Source organism: Paraburkholderia sp. 2C, from assembly GCF_054589215.1.
This window is the reverse complement of the sequence record NZ_BAAILL010000080.1, coordinates 149,321-172,313: the sequence shown is the minus strand read 5'-3', so window position 1 is coordinate 172,313 and position 22,993 is coordinate 149,321. Positions and strand designations below refer to the sequence as shown.

Annotated in this window: 19 protein-coding genes, 2 tRNA genes and 2 pseudogenes; 15 read left to right on the top strand and 8 right to left on the bottom strand. The window is 64.5% G+C overall.

Features of this window, described 5'->3' with window-relative positions; all coding sequences use genetic code 11:
- Positions 1 to 53: 53 nt before the first annotated feature.
- Entirely contained in the window at positions 54 to 2,678 is a 2,625-nt protein-coding gene (gene alaS / locus ACYPXD_RS33995; protein WP_459722995.1) for an alanine--tRNA ligase, read from the bottom strand.
- Between the two features lie 388 nt (positions 2,679 to 3,066).
- Between alaS and ACYPXD_RS33990 the strand changes: the two genes are divergently transcribed.
- A complete protein-coding gene (locus ACYPXD_RS33990; RefSeq protein WP_459722991.1) occupies positions 3,067 to 4,287 on the top strand; it encodes a CaiB/BaiF CoA transferase family protein in 1,221 nt (406 codons plus the stop codon).
- Positions 4,288 to 4,333: 46 nt separating this feature from the next.
- On the opposite strand, the pseudogene ACYPXD_RS33985 reads toward ACYPXD_RS33990, so the two are convergent.
- Both ACYPXD_RS33985 and ACYPXD_RS33980 read right to left on the bottom strand, forming a co-directional pair.
- Positions 4,334 to 4,898: pseudogene (locus tag ACYPXD_RS33985) on the bottom strand (RBBP9/YdeN family alpha/beta hydrolase).
- Between the two features lie 65 nt (positions 4,899 to 4,963).
- Positions 4,964 to 7,270 (bottom strand): gamma-glutamyltransferase family protein, encoded by a 2,307-nt coding sequence (locus ACYPXD_RS33980; protein WP_459722988.1) that lies wholly within the window; start codon positions 7,268 to 7,270, stop codon positions 4,964 to 4,966.
- 713 nt (positions 7,271 to 7,983) lie between these two features.
- On the opposite strand from ACYPXD_RS33980, the gene ACYPXD_RS33975 reads away from it, so the two are divergent.
- Positions 7,984 to 9,717 carry a glutamine--tRNA ligase/YqeY domain fusion protein gene (locus ACYPXD_RS33975; RefSeq protein ID WP_459722986.1) on the top strand — a complete coding sequence of 578 codons (1,734 nt, stop codon included), beginning with the start codon at positions 7,984 to 7,986 and terminating at the stop codon, positions 9,715 to 9,717.
- 99 nt (positions 9,718 to 9,816) lie between these two features.
- A complete protein-coding gene (locus tag ACYPXD_RS33970; RefSeq protein WP_459722981.1) occupies positions 9,817 to 10,833 on the top strand; it encodes a transporter substrate-binding domain-containing protein in 1,017 nt (338 codons plus the stop codon).
- A gap of 112 nt (positions 10,834 to 10,945) precedes the next feature.
- Here ACYPXD_RS33970 and ACYPXD_RS33965 read toward each other — a convergent pair whose 3' ends face one another.
- Both ACYPXD_RS33965 and ACYPXD_RS33960 read right to left on the bottom strand, forming a co-directional pair.
- Entirely contained in the window at positions 10,946 to 11,395 is a 450-nt protein-coding gene (locus ACYPXD_RS33965; RefSeq protein ID WP_459722976.1) for an NUDIX hydrolase, read from the bottom strand.
- A complete protein-coding gene (locus tag ACYPXD_RS33960; protein ID WP_459722970.1) occupies positions 11,392 to 11,811 on the bottom strand; it encodes a hypothetical protein in 420 nt (139 codons plus the stop codon). Before ACYPXD_RS33960 ends, ACYPXD_RS33965 begins: the two co-directional genes overlap by 4 nt.
- A gap of 190 nt (positions 11,812 to 12,001) precedes the next feature.
- On the opposite strand from ACYPXD_RS33960, the pseudogene ACYPXD_RS33955 reads away from it, so the two are divergent.
- A pseudogene (locus ACYPXD_RS33955) lies at positions 12,002 to 12,427 on the top strand (alpha/beta fold hydrolase); the annotation flags it as partial.
- A gap of 93 nt (positions 12,428 to 12,520) precedes the next feature.
- Positions 12,521 to 13,288: a hydroxypyruvate isomerase family protein gene (locus ACYPXD_RS33950; RefSeq protein ID WP_459722965.1), complete on the top strand. Its 768-nt coding sequence runs from the start codon at positions 12,521 to 12,523 to the stop codon at positions 13,286 to 13,288.
- 20 nt (positions 13,289 to 13,308) lie between these two features.
- On the opposite strand, the gene ACYPXD_RS33945 is transcribed toward ACYPXD_RS33950, so the two are convergent.
- Positions 13,309 to 13,385, bottom strand: a tRNA-Arg gene (locus ACYPXD_RS33945).
- 197 nt (positions 13,386 to 13,582) lie between these two features.
- Positions 13,583 to 14,416 carry an undecaprenyl-diphosphate phosphatase gene (locus tag ACYPXD_RS33940; RefSeq protein ID WP_459722962.1) on the bottom strand — a complete coding sequence of 278 codons (834 nt, stop codon included), beginning with the start codon at positions 14,414 to 14,416 and terminating at the stop codon, positions 13,583 to 13,585.
- 716 nt (positions 14,417 to 15,132) lie between these two features.
- On the opposite strand from ACYPXD_RS33940, the gene ACYPXD_RS33935 reads away from it, so the two are divergent.
- The 5 genes from ACYPXD_RS33935 to ACYPXD_RS33915 all read left to right on the top strand — a co-directional run bounded on the left by ACYPXD_RS33935 (position 15,133) and on the right by ACYPXD_RS33915 (position 19,959).
- On the top strand, positions 15,133 to 16,041 hold the full coding sequence (locus ACYPXD_RS33935; protein ID WP_459722958.1) for an aldose epimerase family protein: 909 nt from the start codon (positions 15,133 to 15,135) through the stop codon (positions 16,039 to 16,041).
- A gap of 254 nt (positions 16,042 to 16,295) precedes the next feature.
- Complete coding sequence (locus ACYPXD_RS33930; RefSeq protein ID WP_459722955.1) at positions 16,296 to 17,024, top strand: peptidoglycan DD-metalloendopeptidase family protein; 729 nt, start codon at positions 16,296 to 16,298, stop codon at positions 17,022 to 17,024.
- A 211-nt stretch (positions 17,025 to 17,235) separates the two neighbouring features.
- Positions 17,236 to 17,559 carry a hypothetical protein gene (locus ACYPXD_RS33925; protein ID WP_459722951.1) on the top strand — a complete coding sequence of 108 codons (324 nt, stop codon included), beginning with the start codon at positions 17,236 to 17,238 and terminating at the stop codon, positions 17,557 to 17,559.
- Positions 17,560 to 18,244: 685 nt separating this feature from the next.
- Entirely contained in the window at positions 18,245 to 18,565 is a 321-nt protein-coding gene (locus tag ACYPXD_RS33920) for a DUF2288 domain-containing protein (protein WP_459722948.1), read from the top strand.
- A gap of 26 nt (positions 18,566 to 18,591) precedes the next feature.
- Positions 18,592 to 19,959 carry an MATE family efflux transporter gene (locus ACYPXD_RS33915; protein ID WP_459722945.1) on the top strand — a complete coding sequence of 456 codons (1,368 nt, stop codon included), beginning with the start codon at positions 18,592 to 18,594 and terminating at the stop codon, positions 19,957 to 19,959.
- Positions 19,960 to 20,031: 72 nt separating this feature from the next.
- On the opposite strand, the gene ACYPXD_RS33910 is transcribed toward ACYPXD_RS33915, so the two are convergent.
- Entirely contained in the window at positions 20,032 to 20,202 is a 171-nt protein-coding gene (locus ACYPXD_RS33910; protein ID WP_459722942.1) for a hypothetical protein, read from the bottom strand.
- A 202-nt stretch (positions 20,203 to 20,404) separates the two neighbouring features.
- On the opposite strand from ACYPXD_RS33910, the gene ACYPXD_RS33905 reads away from it, so the two are divergent.
- From ACYPXD_RS33905 to ACYPXD_RS33885, 5 genes are all read left to right on the top strand, one after another.
- A complete protein-coding gene (locus ACYPXD_RS33905; protein WP_459722939.1) occupies positions 20,405 to 20,578 on the top strand; it encodes a hypothetical protein in 174 nt (57 codons plus the stop codon).
- Between the two features lie 327 nt (positions 20,579 to 20,905).
- Positions 20,906 to 21,064, top strand: coding sequence for a DUF3309 family protein (locus ACYPXD_RS33900; RefSeq protein ID WP_075157690.1), 159 nt, complete (start codon positions 20,906 to 20,908; stop codon positions 21,062 to 21,064).
- 141 nt (positions 21,065 to 21,205) lie between these two features.
- Positions 21,206 to 21,282 (top strand) — tRNA-Pro (locus ACYPXD_RS33895).
- A gap of 234 nt (positions 21,283 to 21,516) precedes the next feature.
- Positions 21,517 to 21,975: a SixA phosphatase family protein gene (locus tag ACYPXD_RS33890; RefSeq protein WP_459722936.1), complete on the top strand. Its 459-nt coding sequence runs from the start codon at positions 21,517 to 21,519 to the stop codon at positions 21,973 to 21,975.
- A 171-nt stretch (positions 21,976 to 22,146) separates the two neighbouring features.
- Complete coding sequence (locus ACYPXD_RS33885) at positions 22,147 to 22,965, top strand: GNAT family N-acetyltransferase (protein WP_459722932.1); 819 nt, start codon at positions 22,147 to 22,149, stop codon at positions 22,963 to 22,965.
- Positions 22,966 to 22,993 lie beyond the last annotated feature (28 nt).

The window sequence follows — 22,993 nt, the reverse complement described above, 5'->3', positions numbered from 1 at the left end:
CGACTTTACGCGCGTAAAGTCGCCACTTCAAAGCTCACGGCTCAAGGTAAGCATTACAGCTGCGCCTCGACCCAACCCTTCACACCCGCAAGCGCCGCCGGCAAGTTAGCCGGCTCGGTACCGCCGGCCTGAGCCATGTCCGGGCGGCCGCCGCCCTTGCCGCCGACCTGCTGTGCGACGAAGTTGACGAGCTCGCCGGCCTTCACTTTCTTGCTCGCATCCGACGTCACACCCGCAATCAAACTGACCTTGCCGCCATCGACCGACGCGAGCACGATCGCCGCGCTCTTCAGCTTGTCCTTGAGCTTGTCGACGGTTTCGCGCAGCGTCTTCACGTCCGCGCCTTCGAGCGTCGCTGCCAGCACGTGAACGCCGGCCACTTCGATCGCCTGGCCTGCCAGTTCGTCACCCTGGCTCGATGCGAGCTTCGACTTCAGCGCGCCCAATTCCTTTTCGAGCGACTTCACCTGGTCCTGCACCTGCGCGATGCGTTGCGTGAGTTCCGACGGCTGTGCTTTCAGCGCTCCCGCGGCCGCGTTGATGCGTGCGTCGAGTTCCTGCACGTAGCGCACGGCGTTGTCGCCGGTAATCGCCTCGACCCGGCGGATGCCCGCCGCGACGCCGCCTTCCACCACGATCTTGAAGAACCCGATGTCGCCGGTGCGCTGCACGTGGGTGCCGCCGCAGAGCTCGCGCGAGAAGCCGAGATCGAGCACCCGCACTTCGTCGCCGTACTTCTCGCCAAAGAGGGCCATTGCGCCGCCCTTCACCGCTTCGTCGAACGGCATCACGCGGATGACGCCCGGCGCGTTCGCGAGCACTTCCGCATTGACGATCGCTTCGACGCGGCGGATTTGCTCGTCCGTCATCGGCGCGTTGTGCGCGAAGTCGAAGCGGGTCTTGTCCGCATCGACGAGCGAGCCCTTCTGCTGCACGTGGGCGCCGAGTACTTCGCGCAAGGCCTTGTGCATCAGGTGCGTAGCCGAGTGGTTACGCGCGGTGCGCGCGCGCCGGATCGCGTCGATCTCCGCCTTCACGACATCGCCCACCTTGAGCGTGCCCTGTTCGAGCTCGCCGTGGTGGCCGATCACGTCCGCCTGCACCTTCTGCGTGTCGGTGACGGCGAAGCGCACGCTTGCGTTCGCAAGCAGGCCCTGGTCGCCGATCTGGCCGCCCGATTCGGCGTAGAACGGCGTGTGATCGAGCACGACGACGGCCTGCTGCCCCTTCGAGACTTCGTTGACCGGCGCGCCATCGACATACAGCGCGGTGACCCTGGCGTCGTCGAAGACGATCTCTTCGTAGCCGTGGAACGTGGTCTTCGCGCCCGAGTATTCGAGGCCCTGCGCCATCTTGAACTTGCCGGCCGCGCGCGCCTGCTCGCGCTGGCGCGCCATCGCTTCGTCGAATGCCGGTTCGTCGACGGTCACGCCGCGTTCGCGGCACACGTCCGCGGTCAGATCGAGCGGGAAGCCGTACGTGTCGTGCAGCTTGAACGCGAGTTCGCCGTCGAGCGTCTTGCTCTTCTTCGCTTCCAGATCGGCCAGCGCGCTTTCGAGAATCGACATGCCGTGCTCGATCGTTTCGAAGAAGCGTTCTTCTTCCTGACGCAGCACATCGGTCACGCGGGTTTCGGCTTCCTTCAGCTCCGGATACGCGCCGCCCATCTGCGCGACGAGGTCCGCCACCAGCTTGTGGAAGAACGCGCCCTTGCGGCCGAGCTTGTAGCCGTGGCGAATCGCCCGGCGCACGATCCGGCGCAGCACATAGCCGCGGCCCTCGTTGCCCGGAATCACGCCATCGACAATCAGGAACGAGCAGGCGCGGATATGGTCGGCGATGACCTTCAACGAGTTGTTCGTCAGGTCGGCAACGCCGGTTTCGCGCCCCGCGGCCGAGATCAGCGCCTGGAACAGATCGATTTCGTAGTTGCTGTGCACGTGCTGCAGCACGGCCGCGATCCGCTCGAGGCCCATGCCGGTGTCCACGCAGGGCTTCGGCAGCGGCGTCATGTTGCCCTGCGCGTCGCGGTTGAACTGCATGAACACGAGGTTCCAGATCTCGATGTAGCGATCGCCGTCTTCTTCAGGCGACCCCGGCGGGCCGCCCCACACGTCCGGGCCGTGATCGTAGAAGATTTCCGAGCACGGGCCGCACGGACCGGTGTCGGCCATCTGCCAGAAGTTGTCCGATGCGTAGCGCGCGCCCTTGTTGTCGCCGATGCGGATGATGCGTTCGGTCGGCACGCCGACGTCGTTCGCCCAGATGCCGTACGCTTCGTCGTCTTCCTGGTAGACGGTCACCCACAGCTTGTCCTTCGGCAGCCGGTAGACAGTGGTAAGCAGCTCCCACGCATAGTGGATCGCGTCGCGCTTGAAATAGTCGCCGAACGAGAAGTTGCCGAGCATCTCGAAGAACGTATGGTGACGCGCGGTGTAGCCGACGTTTTCGAGGTCGTTGTGCTTGCCCCCGGCACGCACGCTGCGCTGCGCGGTCGTGGCGCGCGAATACGGTCGCTTTTCGGCGCCGAGGAACACGTCCTTGAACTGCACCATGCCCGAGTTCGTGAAGAGCAGCGTCGGGTCGTTGCCCGGCACGAGGCTCGACGAACGAACGATTGTGTGGCCCTTCGATTCGAAGAACTTGAGGAATTTCTCGCGGATTTCGGCGGCTTTCATAACGTGCTGGGGACGGGTTCCGGGCATGGATCCGACGCCTTGTTCAAGGTTTGTCGGCGTCGTGAATCGGGGGTTTCCTGAACCGCCGATTATACGGGATCGGCGCGCGTGCGCGACGGCGCATCGCCCGCTGCAAGCGGCGCTGGCCAAACGGCCAGGGGAATCGACCGGAACGCCCGCCCGGCGCGGGCCAGGGATCCGTCCGTACCCGCTTTAGCCGCGTCTCGCGCGGCGCGGCGCGCCGCAGGTGAGTTTTGCCTATGCCGTTTGGCCGAATAGGCTCGCCTGCCGCGATCGCTTAAGATGCGTGACGTCGCTGGAATCCGCTTGTCATCGCGGCGAGGCGCGTCGCTGCGCCTTTCGCATCTCGAGGAGACATCAACCGAACATGGGCGCTCTCAGTCATATCCGCGTGCTGGATCTCAGCCGCGTGCTTGCCGGGCCGTGGTGCGCACAAACGCTCGCCGATTTCGGCGCCGACGTGATCAAGATCGAACGTCCGGGCGCCGGAGACGACACGCGCCACTGGGGTCCGCCGTACCTGAAGACACCGGACGGAGCCGAAACGCGCGAGGCGGCGTACTACCTCGCGGCAAACCGCAACAAGCGTTCCGTCACGGTCGATATCGCCACCGCCGAAGGCCAGCGTATCGTGCGCGAGCTTGCCGCGAAGAGCGACGTCGTGCTGGAAAACTACAAGGTCGGGCAGCTCAAGCGCTACGGGCTCGACTACGAATCGCTGCGCGCGGTGAAGCCCGATCTGATCTACTGCTCCGTCACGGGCTTCGGGCAGACGGGCCCGTATGCGCAGCGCGCGGGCTACGACTTTATCGTGCAGGGCCTCGGCGGTTTCATGAGCATCACCGGCGAACGCGACGGCGAACCGGGCGGCGGCCCGCAAAAAGCCGGCGTCGCGATCGCCGACCTGATGACGGGCATGTACGCCACGGTGGCCGTGCTCACCGCGCTCGCGCATCGCGATCGCACCGGCGCCGGGCAATACATCGACATGGCCTTGCTCGACGTACAGGTCGCGATGCTCGCCAACATGAACTCGAATTTCCTCGCAAGCGGCACGCCGCCTGCGCGCTGGGGCAATGCGCACCCGAACATCGTCCCCTATCAGACGTTCCAGACGAGCGACGGCTGGATCATCGTCGCAGTCGGCAACGACGGGCAGTTCCGTAAGTTCGTCGAAGCGGGAGGCCGCGCGGAGCTGGCCGATGACGAGCGCTTTGCGACCAACCCGGCGCGCGTGCGCAACCGCGAAACGCTGGTGCCATTGCTTGCCGCGATGGTGCGCAAGCGCAGCAAGCACGCGTGGATCGACGCGCTCGAGGCAGCGCAGGTGCCGTGCGGGCCGATCAACGATCTACGCGAGGTGTTCGATAACGAGCAGGTGATCGCGCGCGGCATGCAGGTCGATCTGCCGCATCCGTCGGGCGGCACCGTGAAGCTCGTGCGCAATCCGATCAACATGACGGAAACACCGCCGCTCGCGTCCGCGCATCCGCCGACATTGGGCGAGCACACCGAGGACGTGCTGCGCAGCGTGCTCGGCTACGACGACGCGCGGATCGCCGCATTGCGGGCGCAACAGGTAGTGTGACCGTCGGAGACCGCCGTGGTAACCCGTCCGGTCGTCCGCGTCGCGCTCAGACAAACGACTTGAGCCAGCTGAACCCGTCCTGCCAGTCGCCCAGGCCGCTGTCCGCGTTGATGTGGCCGCGCGCGCCAATGCTGATCCAGCGGCTGCCCCACGCGGCAGCGCACGCGTGCGAGAACGGCACGCCGCCGTAGGGGTCGTCGGTGCTGGCGACGACAATCGTCTGAAACGGCAGGCGCTCGTCGGGAACAGGTGCAAAACCGCTCGCTGTCGTGGGAAATGCGCGGGCCGCCGGGTCCGGCACGGCCACGAGCAGCGCGCCGGCCACCTTGTCGCGCTGCGCGGGCGCCGCATAGCGGCTCGCCCACCAGGCGACGGTCAGGCAGCCGAGGCTGTGCGCGGCAAGCACCACCGGTGCGCCGTCCGAGGCCGCCGCGGTCACTGCTGCATCGAGCGCGCGGCACCAGTCGTCGCGCACCGGATGCGCCCAGTCCGGCATGCCGCACCCTCGAGAATGACGCGTGCGCGGCCTCCCAGCGGGTTTGCCAATGCCCGGGGCCCGAGTCCAGATACCCCGGCAACACCAGCACATTGGGTTCTTTTTGCAACGCCATCCCGTCATCCCCGTTTTTCGTGTTCAAGGTATCCGATCGACGCCTCAGGCCGCTACGCGCATTTGCTACGGAAACACGCGCGCAACCCCCACGCCGCGCGGGTCCGCCGCCGGCTGCGGCGTCGTGCCATCGATTTTGATCATCTGCACATCGCCGTTAAAGTCTTGCCCTTCCGGCGTGTAGCCAAGCTTTTGCAGTTGCTGCGCGAGATCGCCGGCGATCGGGTGGTACGGCTCCCAGTAAATGGCCTTCGGCGGCAAGGCCTGATGATGGAACCGCATCGCGGCCAGCGCGTTCGTTGGCGGCAAGCCGAAGTCGTACAGGTCGGTCATCACCTGGAAGATCGTCGTAAAGATGCGCGAGCCGCCCGGCGTGCCGATGACGAGCGCGACCTTGTTGTCCTTCAGCACGATCGTCGGCGTCATCGACGACACCGGCCTGCGGCCCGGCGCGATCGTATTCGCGTCGTCCATGCCCGCGCCGGCCTTCGCGACGAAATCGTCCATCGCATCGTTGAGCAGGAAGCCGCCGCCGTCGACAACGACGCCGGCACCGAACGAGCCGTTCAGCGTGTACGTGGTCGATACCGCGTTGCCCCATTTGTCGACGACCGAAAAATGCGTGGTCTGCGGTTTTTCCGACGGCGGCGCGTCACCGGAGGCAGAGTGGGTCGACGTTGCAGCGCCGGCGGACGGCGCCGATGCCGACTGGGCGGGCTGCGGTTGAGCCGGTTGCGCTTGCGGCGCGTTTGCTTGCGGCGCGCTGGATGCACTGGCCGCGGCCGCATTCCCCTGCGCTGTACTCGCCGGCCCAACGCCCGGTTGATTCGCCTTTTGCTGGCCCGTCGTCGACGGCGCGGTGTTCGGCTGAGCCGCGTTCGCCTGGCCGGCACCGGACTGCGCCGCATCCGGTTGCGCTGCGTTCGATTGCGCCGTATTCGATTGCGCCGTATTCGGTTGCGCCACGCCGGGCTGACCCGAAGTCGGCTGACTCACGCTGGTGGCCTGGCCCGTGCCCGCTTGACTCGCACCTGCCAGCCCTGCCGCACCAGCCTGCGCCCCACTCGCCGCCGCGCCGCTGGCCTGTTGCGCCGCCTGCTGCGCCTTCTCCTGCTGCGCTTTTTCCTGCGCAGCCTTTTCCTGTTCCGCTTTCTCGCGCGCAGCCCGCTCCTGCTCTTCCTTCTCCCGGGCCGCCTTCTCCTGCGCCGCCTTCTGCTGCGCCCACCACTCCTTCACCTCGCCCGCGCGCTGCGCAAGATACGCATCGTCGGTGAGCTTACCGACCGGCACCTGCGCCGCGTCCGGATCCGCCGCGTACTTCGTGCGATCTGCGAACACGCGGTCTTCCATCTGCGAGATCAGCTGGATGTACGGCGCCGAGTTCAGCTCGAGCCCGGCGAACTGCGGCTTCAGGTCCGCTTTCATCTTCAGCAGCTGGATCAATGCAATGCCGCCCGAGCTCGGCGGCGGCGCCGTCACAATCCGGTAGCCGTTCCAGTCCGCCGCGAGCGGGTCGCGCCAGACCGCCTTGTACTGGGTGAGGTCGGTCTTCGAGATCATCCCGTGGCCGTACATCTGCTTTGCGATCAGATCGGCGGTCTGCCCTTCGTAGAACTCGCGGCCGCCGTCGTCGGCGATACGCCCGAGCGTCTGCGCGAGTTCCGGCTGGCGAAACGTCGCGCCGCTCTTCAGGCCCGCGAAGTATGCGTTGAAGTTCGTCTTGCCCGCAAACTTCGCGGCCGCATCATCGCGGCGCTTCTGCAGCGACGCGTCGACGACAAAGCCGTCGGTCGCGTAGCGGATCGCCGGCGCAAGCACCTGCTTCCACTTGAGCTTGCCGAAGCGCTTCTGCGCTTGCCACAGGCCTTCGACCGTGCCCGGCACACCCGCCGCGCGAAAGCCGATCGAGCTCATGTTCTTGACGACATTGCCCTTGTCGTCGACATACATATCGCGCGTCGCACGCTGCGGCGCCTGCGCGCTGTAGTCGAGAAAGTACGGCTTGCCGTCGATCTGCAGCGTCATGAATCCGCCGCCGCCGAGGTTGCCCGCATCGGGACGCGTAACGGCGAGCGTGAACGCGATCGCGACCGCGGCATCGACCGCGTTGCCGCCCTGCGCGAAGATCTGCTGCGCGGTGTCGGCGCTATAGCGATCGGGGGTTGCGACCGCCGATGCATCGAACACGGTGCTTGCCGGTGCCGTCTTCGCGCCGGCCGGCAACGCGCAGGTGACGAGCGCACCCAGCAGCGCCGCGAGCGCGGCGGCATGCAGGAACTTGCGAGCGGGTTGGCCGCCCGCTCTCTGGATGTCAGCCCTATTGCCTGAAAGGGCGTGACGCGCAACGCGCGCATCGAGCGTCGAAAGAGGCATTCAGGGAACTCCGGAAAAAATGAGCGCCGGCTGGATGCCGGCAAAGCGAACAGGGGAAGTGTTGCACAGCACGCGGGACCGGCGGCTCATCGGCGCGATGGCGCATGAGCCGGCGGACCTTGATGCGCAACGCGGCCGAACGCTTGATCGGCGAAGCTGACCGCGCATGCGTTCGCCGGTGTGTCGGCCAATCCGCTCGCGTATTACGTCGGTGCTTCCGTCGGTGCTTCCGCCCGCGCTTTGCCCTGCTTGTCCGCGCCCTCTCCGCGCAGTTCGTTCGCGCAACTGTCCACTTTGCGACCCGCGAAGATAGCGCGTCGCGCGAACCGTCCACGACCGTGCAGCGAAGTACCGGCAAACCCGGCGAACCCGGCAAAAGACGGACAGCCTGCATCCGCCACCTTGCACCCGCATTCAGCCGACGGATGGCTTCGGACCCCGGACCCACTTCGCCGATGGCGGCATGCTACCGGCGCCGGCGTCCGCGGTTCAAACCGATTTACGTCCTGTTACAGCGCCTTTCGGATCGCCTCACGCCGGGCTCCGGGCCTGCTCGAGCGCCACCCTCGAGCGCCACCCTCGTGCGTCGGCGCGCCCTGCGCGGCTCCTGCCGATGCGTGGCCGCGTCAAAGCGCTGTACCTCACAATGCCGTCAGGTAGAATTGTCGGATTAGAGGGAGCAGCACGCGCCCTCGTCACTTTTTCCCATTCGCATGAGTACAGAACGCAAGCACAGCGAGCACGGCGAGGCATCCGCCGCCGCGCCCGCCGCCAACTTCATCCGCAACATCATCGACGACGACAATCGCTCCGGTAAGTGGGGCCAACGCGTGGAAACGCGCTTCCCGCCCGAGCCGAACGGCTATCTGCACATCGGCCACGCCAAGAGCATCTGTCTGAACTTCGGCATCGCGCGCAGCTACGGCGGCGTGTGTCACCTGCGCTTCGACGATACGAATCCGGAAAAGGAAAGCTTCGAGTACGTCGAATCGATTATCGACGCGGTGAAATGGCTCGGCTTCGAATGGAAGAAAGACGAAAACGAGCACCTGTACTTTGCGAGCGACTACTACGACACGCTCTACGCGTTCGCCGAACTGCTGATCGAGCGCGGCAAGGCCTATGTGGATAGCCAGTCGGCCGAAGCCATGCGCGTGAATCGCGGCTCGGCCACCGAGCCGGGCACGCCGTCGCCGTATCGCGAGCGCCCGGTCCAGGAGAACCTCGACCTGTTCCGCCGCATGAAGGCCGGCGAGTTCAAGGAAGGCGAGCATGTGCTGCGCGCGAAGATCGACATGGCGTCGCCGAACTTCAACATGCGCGACCCGGTGCTGTACCGCATCCGCTTCGCGCATCACTACCGCACCGGCGACACCTGGTGCGTGTATCCGATGTACGACTACACGCACTGCATTTCGGATGCGCTCGAAAACATCACGCATTCGCTGTGCACGCTCGAATTCGAAGACCACCGGCCGCTCTACGACTGGATTCTCGACGAACTCGCCGCCGCCGGCGTCTTCACGCGGCCGCTGCCGCAGCAAATCGAGTTCTCGCGGTTGAACCTCACCTATGCGATCACGAGCAAGCGCAAACTGCTGCAACTCGTGACCGAAGGCCACGTCGACGGCTGGGACGATCCGCGCATGCCGACCATCGTCGGTTTGCGCCGGCGCGGCTTCACGCCCGAATCGATCCAGTTACTGTGCGACCGCATCGGCGTGACGAAGGTCGACTCGTGGATCGACATGAGCGTATTCGAAGGCGCACTGCGCGACGATCTCGACGAGAAGGCGCCGCGCGCGACCGCAGTGCTCGATCCGCTGAAGCTCATCATCGACAACTACCCCGAAGGCACGACCGAAGCATGCAGCGCGCCCGTGCATCCGCATCATCCGGAACGCGGCACGCGCACATTCCCGTTCTCGCGCGAACTGTGGATCGAGCGTGAGGACTTCAACGAGACGCCGCCGAAGGGCTACTTCCGGTTGTTTCCGGGCAACAGGGTGCGGCTGAAATACGGCTATGTCGTCGAATGCACGGGCGCCGACAAGGACGAAAACGGCCATATCGTCGCAGTGCACTGCAACTACTTTCCGGACAGCCGCTCGGGCACCGAAGGCGCGAACAGCTACAAGGTGAAGGGCACGATTCACTGGCTCAGCGCGGCCGGCGCGTGTCCCGCGGAAGTGCGTCTCTACGACCGCCTCTTCAAGGAAGCGCAGCCCGACGCGGGCGGCCGGGATTTCCTCGAGGCGCTGAATCCCGAGTCGAAGCGGATCGCACAGGCATACGTCGAACCGGGCGCGCGCGAGGCGTCGCCCGAGCAACGCTATCAGTTTGAACGCCACGGCTATTTCGTCGCCGATCGTTACGACACGAAGCCGGGCAAACCCGTATTCAATCGCATCGTCAGTCTGCGCGACAGTTGGGGCAAGCCAGCGTAACGCGGAAAGGCGTTTCGCCACAGATAGGTTACCGATAACAACGGTCCTTCGAGGGTGACAGGGCGGGCGGAAGAAACGCCGGCCCGGGGGAAACGATTGATGAACGCTGCACTTCGAGACTGGCGTATCGCACTTGCCGCGATCGCGCGACCTACCGCCGTATGCACCCGGTTCGCGACATTCAGGACACTCGCGACATTCACCGCGTTGATCGCGACATGCACGGCCGCCTATGCGTCCACGCCGTCTAGCGGGGCTGGCGCATCGGCCGCGTCGGCCGCACGTTCCGAAGAACTCGCCGGCACGCTCAAGAAGATTCGCGACGAAGGCGTGGTCGTGCTCGGCGTGCGCGAAGCGTCGATTCCATTTTCGTACTCCGATGGCAGCCGCACGGTCGGCTATTCGCAGACGATCGCGCTCGCGATTGTCGACGAAATCCGCAAGACGCTGGGCATGCCGAATCTGCGCGTGCGTGAAGTGTCGATCACGTCCGCCAACCGCTTCCTGATGCTCGTCAACAATCAGATCGACCTCGAGTGCGGCTCGACCACGCACACACGCGATCGCGAGAACGTCGCTGCGTTTTCAAACAGTTTCTTTCAGTACGCCGTGCGAATGCTCGCGCGCAAGAACGCGGGCATTACCGATTTCCCCGATCTCGCGGGCAAGCCGGTCGTGACCACCGCGGGCACGTCCGACGAGCGGCTTGTGCGGCAGTTGAACAGCGAGAAACAGTTGAACATGCGCATTGCGAGCGTGAAAGACCACTCGGACGCATTCGCGGCGGTCAAGTCGGACCGCGCGGTGGCATTCGTGATGGACGAGCCGATTCTGTATGGCTTTCGCGCAACCGACCCGCGCCCCGACGACTTTATCGTGACCGGCACGCCGCTCGGCTACGAGAGCTACGCCTGCATGTTCCGCAAGGGCGACGAGCCGTTTCGCGACCTCGTCAACGGTGTGATTTCACGGATGCAGACGTCGGGCGAAGCGGAGCGGCTCTACAACGTGTGGTTCACGCAGCCGATTCCGCCGCACGGGATCAACCTGAATTACCCGCTGTCGCAGGAAATGCGCGCGTTGTTCGCGCATCCGAACGATAAGGCGCTGGACTGAGCGGCGGGCTCGACGGCGCCGCGCGCCGCGCGCAACCTGCGGCGGCGCATATGGCCGTATCGCCTATCGACATTTCGCCTATCGACATTTCGCCGCTTTGACGCCCAATCGCTCAAAGCGACTGATGCAGTTCCGCCAGCGATAATGTCGTCTGAAATAACCGCGTAAGGCTGCGGCTTGCATACCGCTCGACTTCGTCGGGCCGGCACCAGCGGTACGCATCCATCTCGGGAATCATCACACCGTCCGAGCGGCGCGGAAATAGCGACGTGCACGTGCACGCGCTCAGATCGAGTTCGTTCGAACGCGCCCGCACGGCAAACAGATGCAAGTCCTTATCGCGCCGGTAGACGAAACGGCCGAGATCCTTGAGCCGCTCGACGCCGAGCGTGATGTTGGTCTCCTCGACCAGTTCGCGCAATGCCGTGACCGCGGGCTCCTCGCCGGCTTCACCGTGCCCCTTCGGAATATCCCAATGACTGGTGCCGGTCGCATGTGCGAGCAACACGCGACCGTCGGGCGTGAGCAGTACGACGCCGCATGAAACGATACGTTGGCTCAACGCTTCTTCTGCAGGATCCAGCGGCCGCTGTTGCCCTGACGGCAAAAGCGCGGCCCCAGATTCACCGACTGCCCCTTCGCATTGAGCACCACACGCACCGTGCGGCAGGTGTTGGCGCCGTCCTTCGCGGTATCGACGGGGGTCAGTTGCGCGTCGATCTTCACGCCGTTGCCGGTGCCCTCGTTGTTCCACGTGACGGATTCGTTGTCCTGCTTGTTGTCGAGCGCCTGGAACGCGGCCGCGCGCAGCGAATCGATGTCGCGCTGCTTCATGTAGCTGATCGGCGTGTCGTTCAGGAAGCCGAGGTTCGCCGCGTGCGCGGCAAGCGAGCCCGCAACGAGCACGACGCCGATCGCCCATTGGCTCAGGTAACGGGAGTGACGCAGTTGACGCGAAGTCCGGTTTAGGATCGGCATTTTGCTTGGATCTCCGTGGATGGTCGGGGGCGGGCCGATGATCGGCGCGTCTTCGATCTGGACCTCAAAAGAATAGCACGCACGATGCGGCCCGATCTCACCATCAACGATTGTAGGACGCGCCCTTCGCGCTCGCGCATCAGCCGCTCACCCCGCCGCGCACCATCGGCCTTATCGCCGTCCGGCGCGTACGCCGCGCGGGCTGGATACGGTCGAGCGCGACCGGCGCGCGTTCGCGCGGCCGATGTGGGACACGTGGTCGACCGCCGGCCGCTACACCGAAGACGCCTTCGAGAAAGCGTGGCGCGCGTTCGACGGTCCAGACTGGGCACGAGTGGTCGTGCATTCGTACCGCCATCGCTGGGCTTTTGCGGAAGGCGACCCCGCATATGCCGCGCACGATGCGCAACTGAAGCGCGCGCCGGCGCTCGGCCTCCCGGCCCTGGTGCCGCACGGCGGCGCCGATCTGTGCAATGATCCCGCATCGTCAGCCGGCCGCGAGCGGTTCTTCACCGGCCGCTACGAACGCGTTGTGCTCGACGGCGTCGGTCATTTTCCGCAGCGCGAGGCGCCGCGGGCCGTCGCGTCCGAAATCCTCAAGTTTCTGAATGCCTGAGCCCAATTACTGCGCTCATTTAGCACGCTCATTCACCACACCCATTTCCCGTACTCAGTTACCACCCGTCACCGCAACACGCCCACTCCACACATGTTCAAGTTCTCCGCCAATCTCTCGACGCTGTTCCAGGACCGTCCGCTTGCCGAACGTATCGCCGCCGCGCGCGCAACCGGCTTTGGCGCCGTCGAAATGTGGTTCCCGTATGACGTCCCGCCTGCCCAGTTGCGCGACACGCTAAGCGAGCACGGCCTGCCGATGATCGGCATCAACACCGCGCCCGGCGATGTGAAGGCAGGCGACTGGGGTCTCGCCGCCGATCCGCGCCGGCGCAGCGCGTTTATCGAGTCGCTGCACGAAGCGTTCGAATACGCGCAGGTGATCGGGTGTCCGAATGTTCACGTGATGGCGGGCATGGTCGACGCATCGGTGCCGCACGAAGCCGCATGGGATACGTATCGGGCGAATATCGACGAAGCGTGCGGCATCGCCGCGCAATATGCGCTGACGGTGATGATCGAGCCGCTCAATGCCGTCGATCGCCCCACCTATCTTCTGACTGCACAGCAGCAGGCGATCGCGCTGATCGAGACGTTGAAACGTCCGAACCTGAAGATCATGCTCGATCTGTTTCACCTGCAGCGCGGCGAGGGAAATCTGATCGAGCGGATGTTGACGAGCCTGCCGTATGCGGCGCACGTGCAGATCGCGGATGTGCCCGGGCGCCATGAGCCCGGTACCGGCGAGATCAACTTTCCGAAGGTGTTCGAGGCGCTGCAGACTGCCGGCTGGGCCGGATGGATCGGCGCCGAGTACTTTCCGGCCGATGGGACGGAAGCGGGGCTTGGATGGATGCGATGAAAAGCCGGATAAAAAACAATTGGCGCGGCAGGAGGGACTCGAACCCCCGCCCCTCGGCTTAGAAGGCCGATGCTCTATCCAGCTGAGCTACTGCCGCACGAAAGAGCGGTGATGCTACACCAATGCACCGCTCATTTCACCTGTGACCGAACGCGGCGGGAGGAATTCTCCACGAATCCACCCGTTCACCGAATCAAGCCGCTTCGACGCTCGCCCATTGCGGGCGAGCCGGCATTCTACCCGAGCGCGAAGCCGTCGCGGTACGCGCGGCTGATGACAGTGCCCGCCTGATCGTCACACCACCGGCTGCGGATGCGTGATAAACCAGCCGAGACAGACGAGACCCGCGATCACGCAATAGACGCCAAACGACGCGAGCCGCCCGCGCCCTTCGAAATAGCGCATCAGAAAGCGCACGCTCAGATAAGCGGCAATTGCCGTCAGCACACCGCCGAGCACCGCATCGCCAAGCTGCTCCGGCGCATGAAAGAGCTTCGGCACTTCGAGCAGGCCCGCGGCGAAAATAATCGGCGTACCGAGCAAGAACGCGAATTCCGCGGCCTTCTCCGCGGTCAGTCCCGCTGCATTGCCCGCGATCATCGTGAGGCCGCTACGCGAGAAGCCGGGAATCAGCGCGCCCACCTGGGCGAGGCCGACGAAAAACGCCTGCCTGAACGTGAGCTTCTCCGGCGGACGATGCGCGCGCGAGCGCTGCAGACGGTCGCCCACCCACAGCAGAACGCCGTTGACGATCAACGCGATCGCCACGATACGCAGGTCATGAAACACGCGCTCCAGACGTTTCTCGAGCAAAAGGCCGACGATGCCCGCCGGAATCGTGCCGATGATCAGCGCCCACATCATGTGACCGTCTTCGTTGCGTCGCCCGCCGAGCGATGCGAAAAAGCCGCCGATCAGCGCGATCCAGCGCACGCGGAAATACCAGAGCAACGCAAGCGCGGTGCCCAGATGCAGCGCGACGAGGAACGGCAGCAATTGCGGCGCGTGCTTGTCGATATGCATGCCGAACAACGCGGGCACGAGCAGCGTATGGCCGAGGCTGCTGACCGGAAAGAGTTCGGTGACGCCCTGCAGCACGCTCAGGAAAATCAGAAACGACAGGCTCACGCGACGGCCCTCACGGAAGAAAGAGATTGGGAGACAGCGCGCCGGGCGTAGCTTTCCCGGCGATCTGGGAGCGCGTCGATTATGCCTGGGCGATGCGTACCCGCCAAGCGCCCGGCGATTTTTTCATCAATTTTTTTCCGCACTGCGGCGCAGTTTCACGCAGTTTTTTAATCGCGCGCCTTGGCCCCGCCTCCCGCCGCGCGCGAATCTTTCGACACTGAAAGCAAAAAGGCCCGCCGTTCAAGGCGGGCCTGCACAGAGAGGACGTTGACCGGATACGCAACGCGCGTCCGGCTTCGCGGATCTCGACGCCCCGTTTTAGCGTGTCACTTTATGGAAAAAATAAATCGTACTGCCCGCGAACATCCCGAGCAGTGCCACGCCCATTGCCATTGCGAGATCCATAACGCCTCCGGAAACGATGAGCCCGATATCCAGATCGAGTTAATCGGGCCTTCAGGCAGATTATCGACGCGTGCGACGCTTCGACGACACTCGCAATTTCCCGACAAAGGGTTTCCCCGTAGCGCAAAGCGGCGCACAATCAGCGGCAACCCGGCGGCGGCATCGCACGGAGCGCGTGAGTCGCACGCAGCGCCGTTTGCTGAGCTACGCTTGACGTTCGCGCTTCGTGTTCGCGCTCATGTTCGTGCTCATGTTTGTGTTTTACGTTTGCGCTTCAAGTTCGATCAACCCGCTTTAACATCGCACCGACCATGTCTCAATTCCAGCAACAGGACATCCTCGAGATCGCACAAGGCCCGTCGCGGCTGCGCTTTGCGCCACAAGCCGGCGGCCGGCTGCTGTCTTGGGAAATAGACGGCAGCCCCGTCATTTTCTGGCCCGACCATGCGGACTGGACGCACCCCGCGAAAATTCGCGGTGGCAACCCGTTGCTGTTTCCGTTTCTCGGCCGTCATTTCGTCGATGGGCGCATCGGCGAATGGCGCGACCGGCAAGGCACGGTGCGCGCATTGCCGATGCATGGCTTCGCGCGGGATCTCGCCTTCGACGCGACGCTCGACGACGCCCGCGCAACCGTGCGCATGACGCTCGCCGATAGCGCAGCGACGCGCACCGGCTACCCGTTCGGCTTCCGCTTCGAAGCGACCTATCGGCTCGTCGATACGCACACGCTCGACGTCGAGCTGACCACCTCGAACACCGGCGACACCGCCCTGCCGTACTACGCCGGCCATCACTTCTACTTCGCGCTACCGCATACGCAGCGCAACGAGACGGTGCTCGAACTGCCGTGCACCGAAACGCGCTATCAGTTGCCGGACGGCACGCTGGCGGCGCCCGAACCCGGCGAGCCGAGCTACCGGCTCGACGAAGACCGGATCATCGATCGCTTTCACTGCCTGAAGGGCGCGGCCGCGCATCCGGTCCGGCTGGTTCAGCTGGGCCTCAATCGCAGCATCACGATCGATCTGCAGCGGCCCGGTTCGGTGCCGTGGTTCGCCGTCACCACATGGACCGAGAAGCCGGAGTCGGACTTCTACTGCGTCGAGCCGTGGCTCGGCCTGCCCGACGCCATTCACAACGAAGAAGGCTTGCGTTGGCTCGAACCCGGTGAAGCGGAAACGGCGGCGCTGCGCATCTCGGTTGGCTCGTTGCCGTAAGGCGGCGAATCGTCTGCAGTATTCACCGCTAACCGCATTGCGCATATCGGGCGCATTGAAACGAGTTGCGCGCATGCGCGGGCGATGAGACCTCCGCGCATGGCGCCGATTTTTCTGTGCTGCAGTGCAAAACCGTTAGAATCAGGCGTTTTCTTTTTGGCCGCGTGTTGGTACGACATTAGCGCGCCGACAGTTCCGGTCATCAGTAAGCGGAAATTGCCGGCCATCGCGCGGCGACGGTTTTGCGAGGTCCAATGTTGACAACAAGAATGAGACGGCTCGTCTGCGCCCCCCTGGTCGCAACGGTAGTCGCAGTGCTGGCCGCATGCGGCTCCGCTCCGGTGGGGCCGGGGTTTTACCGTGTCGAACGGGGTGACACGCTGACGAAGATCGCGCGCGATAACCGGCAGCCGGTGTCGAGCATCGTGCGCTGGAACAATCTGTCGAATCCGGATTCGATCGAAGTAGGCCAGGTGCTGCGCGTCGCACCGCCCGCCGGCACAGCGGCGGCTACCACGTCGGGCGCCACGTCGACCGCGAGCACGCGCAGCCGAAGCAGCGCCGCCACGCCAAACGGCGCGGCAGCCGACGCGCCGGTGAATGTCGCGAACGCGCCGCCGATCTCGCTCGTGTGGCCTGCGGCCGGCACCGTGATCCACCGCTTCGACGGCAAGAACTCGAAGGGCATCGACATCGCCGACACAGCCGGTACGCCGGTCGTCGCGGCCGCGTCGGGCACCGTCGTGTATGCGGGCAACGGTCTGCGCGGCTACGGCAATCTGCTGATCATCAAGCACAACGCCGACTACCTGACCGCGTACGCGCACAATCGCGCGCTGCTCGTAAAGGAAGGACAGAGCGTGCAGCAAGGTCAGAAGATCGCGGAAATGGGCGACACCGACAACGACCGCGTGATGCTGCATTTCGAGCTCCGTTACGACGGCCGCTCGATCGACCCGTCGCGTTCCCTGCCGCCGCGCTGACAGCGCCAATGGGCATCGCGCGTCGGGCTTGAAGGCGGCGCGCAAACGTTCGCGCGAGAGGGACACACGAGCCGCGCTTGCGCGGCGCCTTATTCCGCCGTCGGAACCCGCCGGCGGGAACCCGGTGCCCCGCGGCGGGCTCCATGGGAAAGGAAAACGCAGATACGGCGCGAGGCCGTGTCGACTATTGGATAACAGCGAGGAACGTGGAATGAATACCGTATTGGCAGCGGCGCGCGCGATGGCAGCGGGCCTTTCGATCTCCGCCGTGGCGGCGCTTGCCGGCTGCGCGAGTTCGACGACCATGACTTATCTGCCGAACGGCGATACCGGCTTCGCGATCAACTGCAGCGGCAGCGATGCGAGCTCGAACTGGGGCGAATGCTATCAGCGCGCGGGCGAAGTGTGCGGCGCTTACGGCTATGAGGTGATCTCGAAGGACGTCGACAACGGCGCGACCTCGGGCGGGTCGCTCGGCGGCATCTTGGGCGCAAACGTCAAGAATCGTTCGATGGTGGTTCGCTGCAAGCAGTGACGTCGCGAGCCGGGTGCGTGAGCGGAGGCGCGCACCCTTCTTACGACCTCGCGGTCATGCTCGGAGCCCTTCAAAAAGCCCGTTTTTCGAAAAGATGCATGCGCGCGCAACCAAAAAAAGGCCCGGCACGAGGCCGGGCTAACGGGGGTTCGGCGCATATCGGCAAAGGACCGGTTTACCATGCGCCGAAACGAAATCTAGCAACGGCCCTATATGCGTGCAATCGATTAATTGATCGAGAAATGTGAGTCGGCGCACGGATCGAAATCAGGATAGGCGGCATCGCGCTCGCTTTGGAAACCGAATCAACTCACATTGCATGGCCGCGTATTTGTTCATCGGAATGCCGATTGCTTGAAGACCCGCATGAAATGGGCATCTCGATTCGTATGCGTGGTTCGATCGCTGTTCGATGCGGCCCGCGCCGGCATGCGTCGTACGCAACATCCGTCATTAAACCGACATGCTCGATTTGGTACGCGAGCGCACCCAGCCGTTGCTTTTGTTTCGACTGAGCATTCGATGCGTATCGGCTCGCTGCATCGAGCGACGCGATGCGCGTATCGGCACGTGTATCGGTACGTGTGACCGCGGGTTCGACGATCGAGCCGGCCACGATGGTTTATAGTAACGCCCGAAAGTCGTCGACCGATTCCCACACTGCACACGCTTCCCGCGCAATCCGATGTCCAGTCCCGATACACCGCAAGGCCCGCCGCAAAGTCCGCTGTACGCCAAGCTGCTCGGCGAAACCGCGAAGATCGGCTGGTCGGAGCTCGAGCGCTTTTTCGCGCGCGGCATGCTGTTGCGCGTGGCGCGCGATCTCGACCTCGTGAGCGTTGCCGAAGCGATCGCAAACGACGACACCGCGCAAGTGAGCCAGTGGCTCGCGTCCGGACTCGTCGAACGCGTGCAGGCGAACACGGCCGCCGATTTCGCCGCGCGCGATCCGGAGCTGTGGGCGGTCGTCGTGTCGCCGTGGGTGTGCGTGCAGGAGCGCGGTTGAATGCGCGCGTCGAACCCGGTTGACCGTTGAACGCCGCTTCACATGACACGCCAGCGTCATCCGGCGCGCCTGCGTTGCCGGTGCGTTGGCATCGGCGCGTACTCGCGCTCGCGTTTCCCATTGTCCTCGCGAATCTGACGCAACCGATTCTCGGCGCAGTCGACACCGCCGTCGCCGGCCATCTGGCGAACGCCTCGTATCTCGGCGGCGTCGCGCTCGGCGGACTCTTCTTCAACTTCGTGTTCTGGGGCTTCGGCTTTCTGCGCATGGGCACGACCGGGCTCGTCGCGCAGGCGTTCGGCGCGGACGACCGCGCGGGTGTGCGAAGCAACGTCGTGCGAGCGCTGCTGCTTGCATTCGCGATCGGCGCGGCTGTGCTCGCCATGCAATCACCGCTGATCGAATACGCCATTCGCGCGCTTGGCGGCAGCGCCGCCGTGCAGCAGCATGCGCGAGCGTACTGTCACGCGCGCATCTGGGCCGCGCCGTTCGCGTTGGCGAACTATGTCGTGCTCGGCTGGCTGCTCGGTACGCAACGCGTACGGCTCGCGCTCATCACGCAGGTGTTGATCAATACGGTCAACATTGCGGCCGTGCTGCTCTACGTGTATCGCTTCGATTGGGGCGTGGCGGGCATCGGCGCGGCGACGGCGACCGCCGACGCACTCGGCTTCGCATTCGGCGCGTGGCTGTTGTGGCGCATGCGGCCGCACGGCCTGCCCGCGATTGCGCGCAGCGAACTGTTCGATGGCGCTGCGCTCAAACGGCTCATTGCGATCAATCGCGACATCTTCGTGCGCACGCTGTGCCTGCTGTCGTCGTATGCGTGGTTCACGCATCTGGGCGCGCGACAGGGCGATGCGACGCTTGCCGCGAACGCACTGCTGCTCAACTTTCAGACCTTCATGTCGTACGGACTCGACGGCTTCGCGCACGCGGCCGAAGCGCTCGTCGGCGCGGCGCTCGGCGCGCGCGATCGCCACGCGTTTCGCCGCGCCGTGCAGGTCACGCTGTTATGGTCGGCGATCGGCGCGCTCGCGTTTTCGTTCGCTTACTGGATCGGGGGCGGATGGGTCATCGCGCAGTTGACCGATCAGCCGGCCGTGCGCGAGTCCGCGAAAACGTACCTCGGCTGGGCCGCTTTGTCGCCGATTGTTTCGGTGTGGGGTTTTCTGCTCGACGGCGTCTTTATCGGCGCGACGCGCACACGCGAACTGATGATGTCGATGGTCGTATCGCTTGCCGTGTTTGTCGCCGCGTCGTGGGCGTTCGCCGGCCCGGGCGGCAATCACGGATTGTGGGCCGCCTTGCTGGTTTTCATGGCGGCACGCGGGGTCACGCTTGCGCGCTATGTGCCGCGTGTCGAGCGCGGTATCGGACCAGAGACGGCGTAAGCGCTGTAATGTGTTTCTTCCACATGCCTCTTGCGCAACATCGCGGAGCCGCTCCGTGCGCGATGTTCGCGTTTATTGGGGCGCCGCGTCCGGTGCGTTGATGATTTGCGGCGGCCGGTCGTCGGTCGGCACGCCGTGATAGTCGGCCGGGTCTTGCGGCGGTCTGTGATGATGCAACGTCACGTCATCGGTGCAGCCCGCGAGGGCCGAGAGTGTCAGGGCAAGCAGAAAAGTGCGCTTCATGGATATTCGTAGGCTCGACTCGAAACATTTCAATGTGGGGTTAGAGTCTACCCGCAAAGGCCGTCACGCGACGGTCGCTGAACAACGGTGGCCGCTTTCGGCCGACGCCTCGAACACCGGCACGCGCATTCGGTAGTTCGCCGCGTCTGACCTACTATGTAGGCATAGCTAGTCAGGGCCACGATGGCCCGAGGAGGCTGCCATGGATGCCGAATCAATTGCCGGCCTGGTGGGTCTTGGCGTCGGCTTGCTGGTGCTCGTCGCGCTGTCGGTTTTCGAATCGAGAAGCTATCGGCGCGAGCACAACGGGGAAGGCATGATGCATCACTGGCTCGCCGAGCATCACATGCTCGACTGGATGCATCGCAAGCATTAGGCGAATCGCCGCTTTCGCTTCTGCTACTTTCTGTTCGCGCGGCGCGCGTTTTTGTTCGCGCGTGCCGCGCGCTCGCGCCGCCGCCTCGCCCTTACTCTGTTTCCGCTGCGATTCCGATGCGGCACGCCGCTCACTTCCCGCACCGCACCATCCGGTGGGCACACGCCTTGCTGATCCATCGTCATTGGACAGCGCGGCATCGCCCACCACCGTGCCGTTCGATCCATATACCGACTGCGTGTCCGCGCGCCGCTTCAATGCGGCCGGGCGCGACGGTTCGCCGAAACATCGCGTGGGCAGGTCATAAGACATCAAGGGAGAAACAACATGACGCTCGGAACCATCCTGCTGATCGTGCTGATCCTGCTGCTGATCGGCGCCTTTCCCAGCTGGCCGTACAGCCGCGGCTGGGGCTACCAGCCGACCGGCATCATCGGCGTCGTGCTGGTTGTCGTGATCGTGCTGCTGCTGATGGGGACGATATAGCGGGACCACGCGGCAGAAGTTTTGTCCTGAAGTTTTTCCTTGTCGCCGGGCGATGCGCACCGCCGTTTCGCGTACGCCCGGCGCGAATACGATCCCGGATTTGACGGTCGACACGAAAGCCGGATAGAATGCTCGGCTCGTCGGAGCGTAGCGCAGCCTGGTAGCGCATCTGATTTGGGATCAGAGGGTCGAAGGTTCGAATCCTTTCGCTCCGACCAAAGGAATCAAGGGTTTGGCTCACGCCAAACCCTTTTTCTTTTCCATCGCCACCCTTCCAGGTCTGTCGCGCGGCACGGCGCGAAGTACTTTGCAGACCGATTTTCCCCGCGTCGGCCTCCCGCAACACCCCTCCCCCTCCTTGCCTGTCCGGCATCGCGCATGCGACATTGCCTTTCGACCGGCCGCTTTGAAGCTCGCCCTGTGAAGCACATTCAAGCTGATGGAGACATGCAATGAACCTGATTCTCTGGCGTCACGCCGAAGCAGAAGACACCGCATCGAGCGATCTCGCCCGCCAACTGACGGCGCGCGGCCGCAAGCAGGCACAGGCCGGCGCGAAATGGCTGCGCGCGCGCATCGATGACGACGCGGTGATTATCGTCAGCCCCGCCACGCGCACCATTCAGACCGTCGAAGCACTGACCGATCAATATCGCGTCGTCCGCGAGATCGCCCCCGACGCGAGCGCGTCCGACGTGCTCGGCGCGGCCGGCTGGCCGGACGGCGTCGCACCGACCGTCGTCGTGGTCGGGCATCAGCCGACGCTCGGCCATGTCGCCGCGCGCCTCGTCGCGAAGAACGGCGACAGCTGGGCGATCAGGAAAGGCGGCATCTGGTGGATAGAGAGCCGCGAACGCAACGGCGATCTCGAAGCCGTGCTACGCGCCGCGATCAGCCCCGATCTGATCTGATCAGACGGCATTTCTTCAGACCACCGCCCATTCTGAAACCATACGAACAGCAGTGTGTCAACCTTACGCGAAGTCATCGAATCGTCACAGCATCGCCACGCAAACGTCACTGCTCATTACTACATTGGCGAGCAAAGAGGAATGCTCACCTTTTCGATCAGGAACGCCACAATGCGAGAACTGCCGACGCCCACTCTGCCCTTCGCTTCGATCCCGCTTGAGCCGCGCCGCCGTCTCCCACGCACCGAGGAAACGGTCACCCCGCAACACCGTCTGCAAGTGTCGTGGGTCCGCTCCGACGAGGAACTTCGCGAAGCGCAGCGTCTGCGTTACCGCGTGTTCGCCGACGAAATGGGCGCGCGCCTGTCGGGCCCGGCCGGCCTCGACGTCGACGCATTCGATGCGTATTGCGATCATCTGACGGTCCGCGACCTCGACACGCTGCAAGTGGTCGGCACCTACCGCGTGCTGCCGCCGCACCAGGCGGCGCGTATCGGCCGCCTCTACGCGGAAGGCGAATTCGATGTCTCGCGCCTCACCCATCTGCGCTCGAAAATGGTCGAAGTCGGCCGTTCGTGCGTGCATGCCGACTACCGCAGCGGCTCGGTGATCATGTCGCTGTGGGCCGGCCTCGCCTCGTACATGCAGCACAACGGCTACGAGACCATGCTCGGCTGCGCGAGCGTACCGATGGGCGACGGCGGCCACTACGCGGCAAACCTGTACAAGTCGCTGCGCGACTCGGAGCTGACCGCGCCGGAATACCGCGCGTTTCCGCATACGCCGCTGCCGTATGACGATCTGCAAACGGGCGCAAAGGTCGCGCCGCCGCCGCTGATCAAGGGTTACCTGCGTCTTGGCGCGAAGATTTGCGGCGCGCCGGCCTGGGATCCTGACTTCAACGCGGCCGACTTCCTGACGCTCTTCCGTCTGTCGGAAATCAATGCGCGCTACGCACGCCACTTCCTCAGCGACGCAGCGCCGCGCTAATGCGCTGATTGAGCAAAGTGCCGCGGCT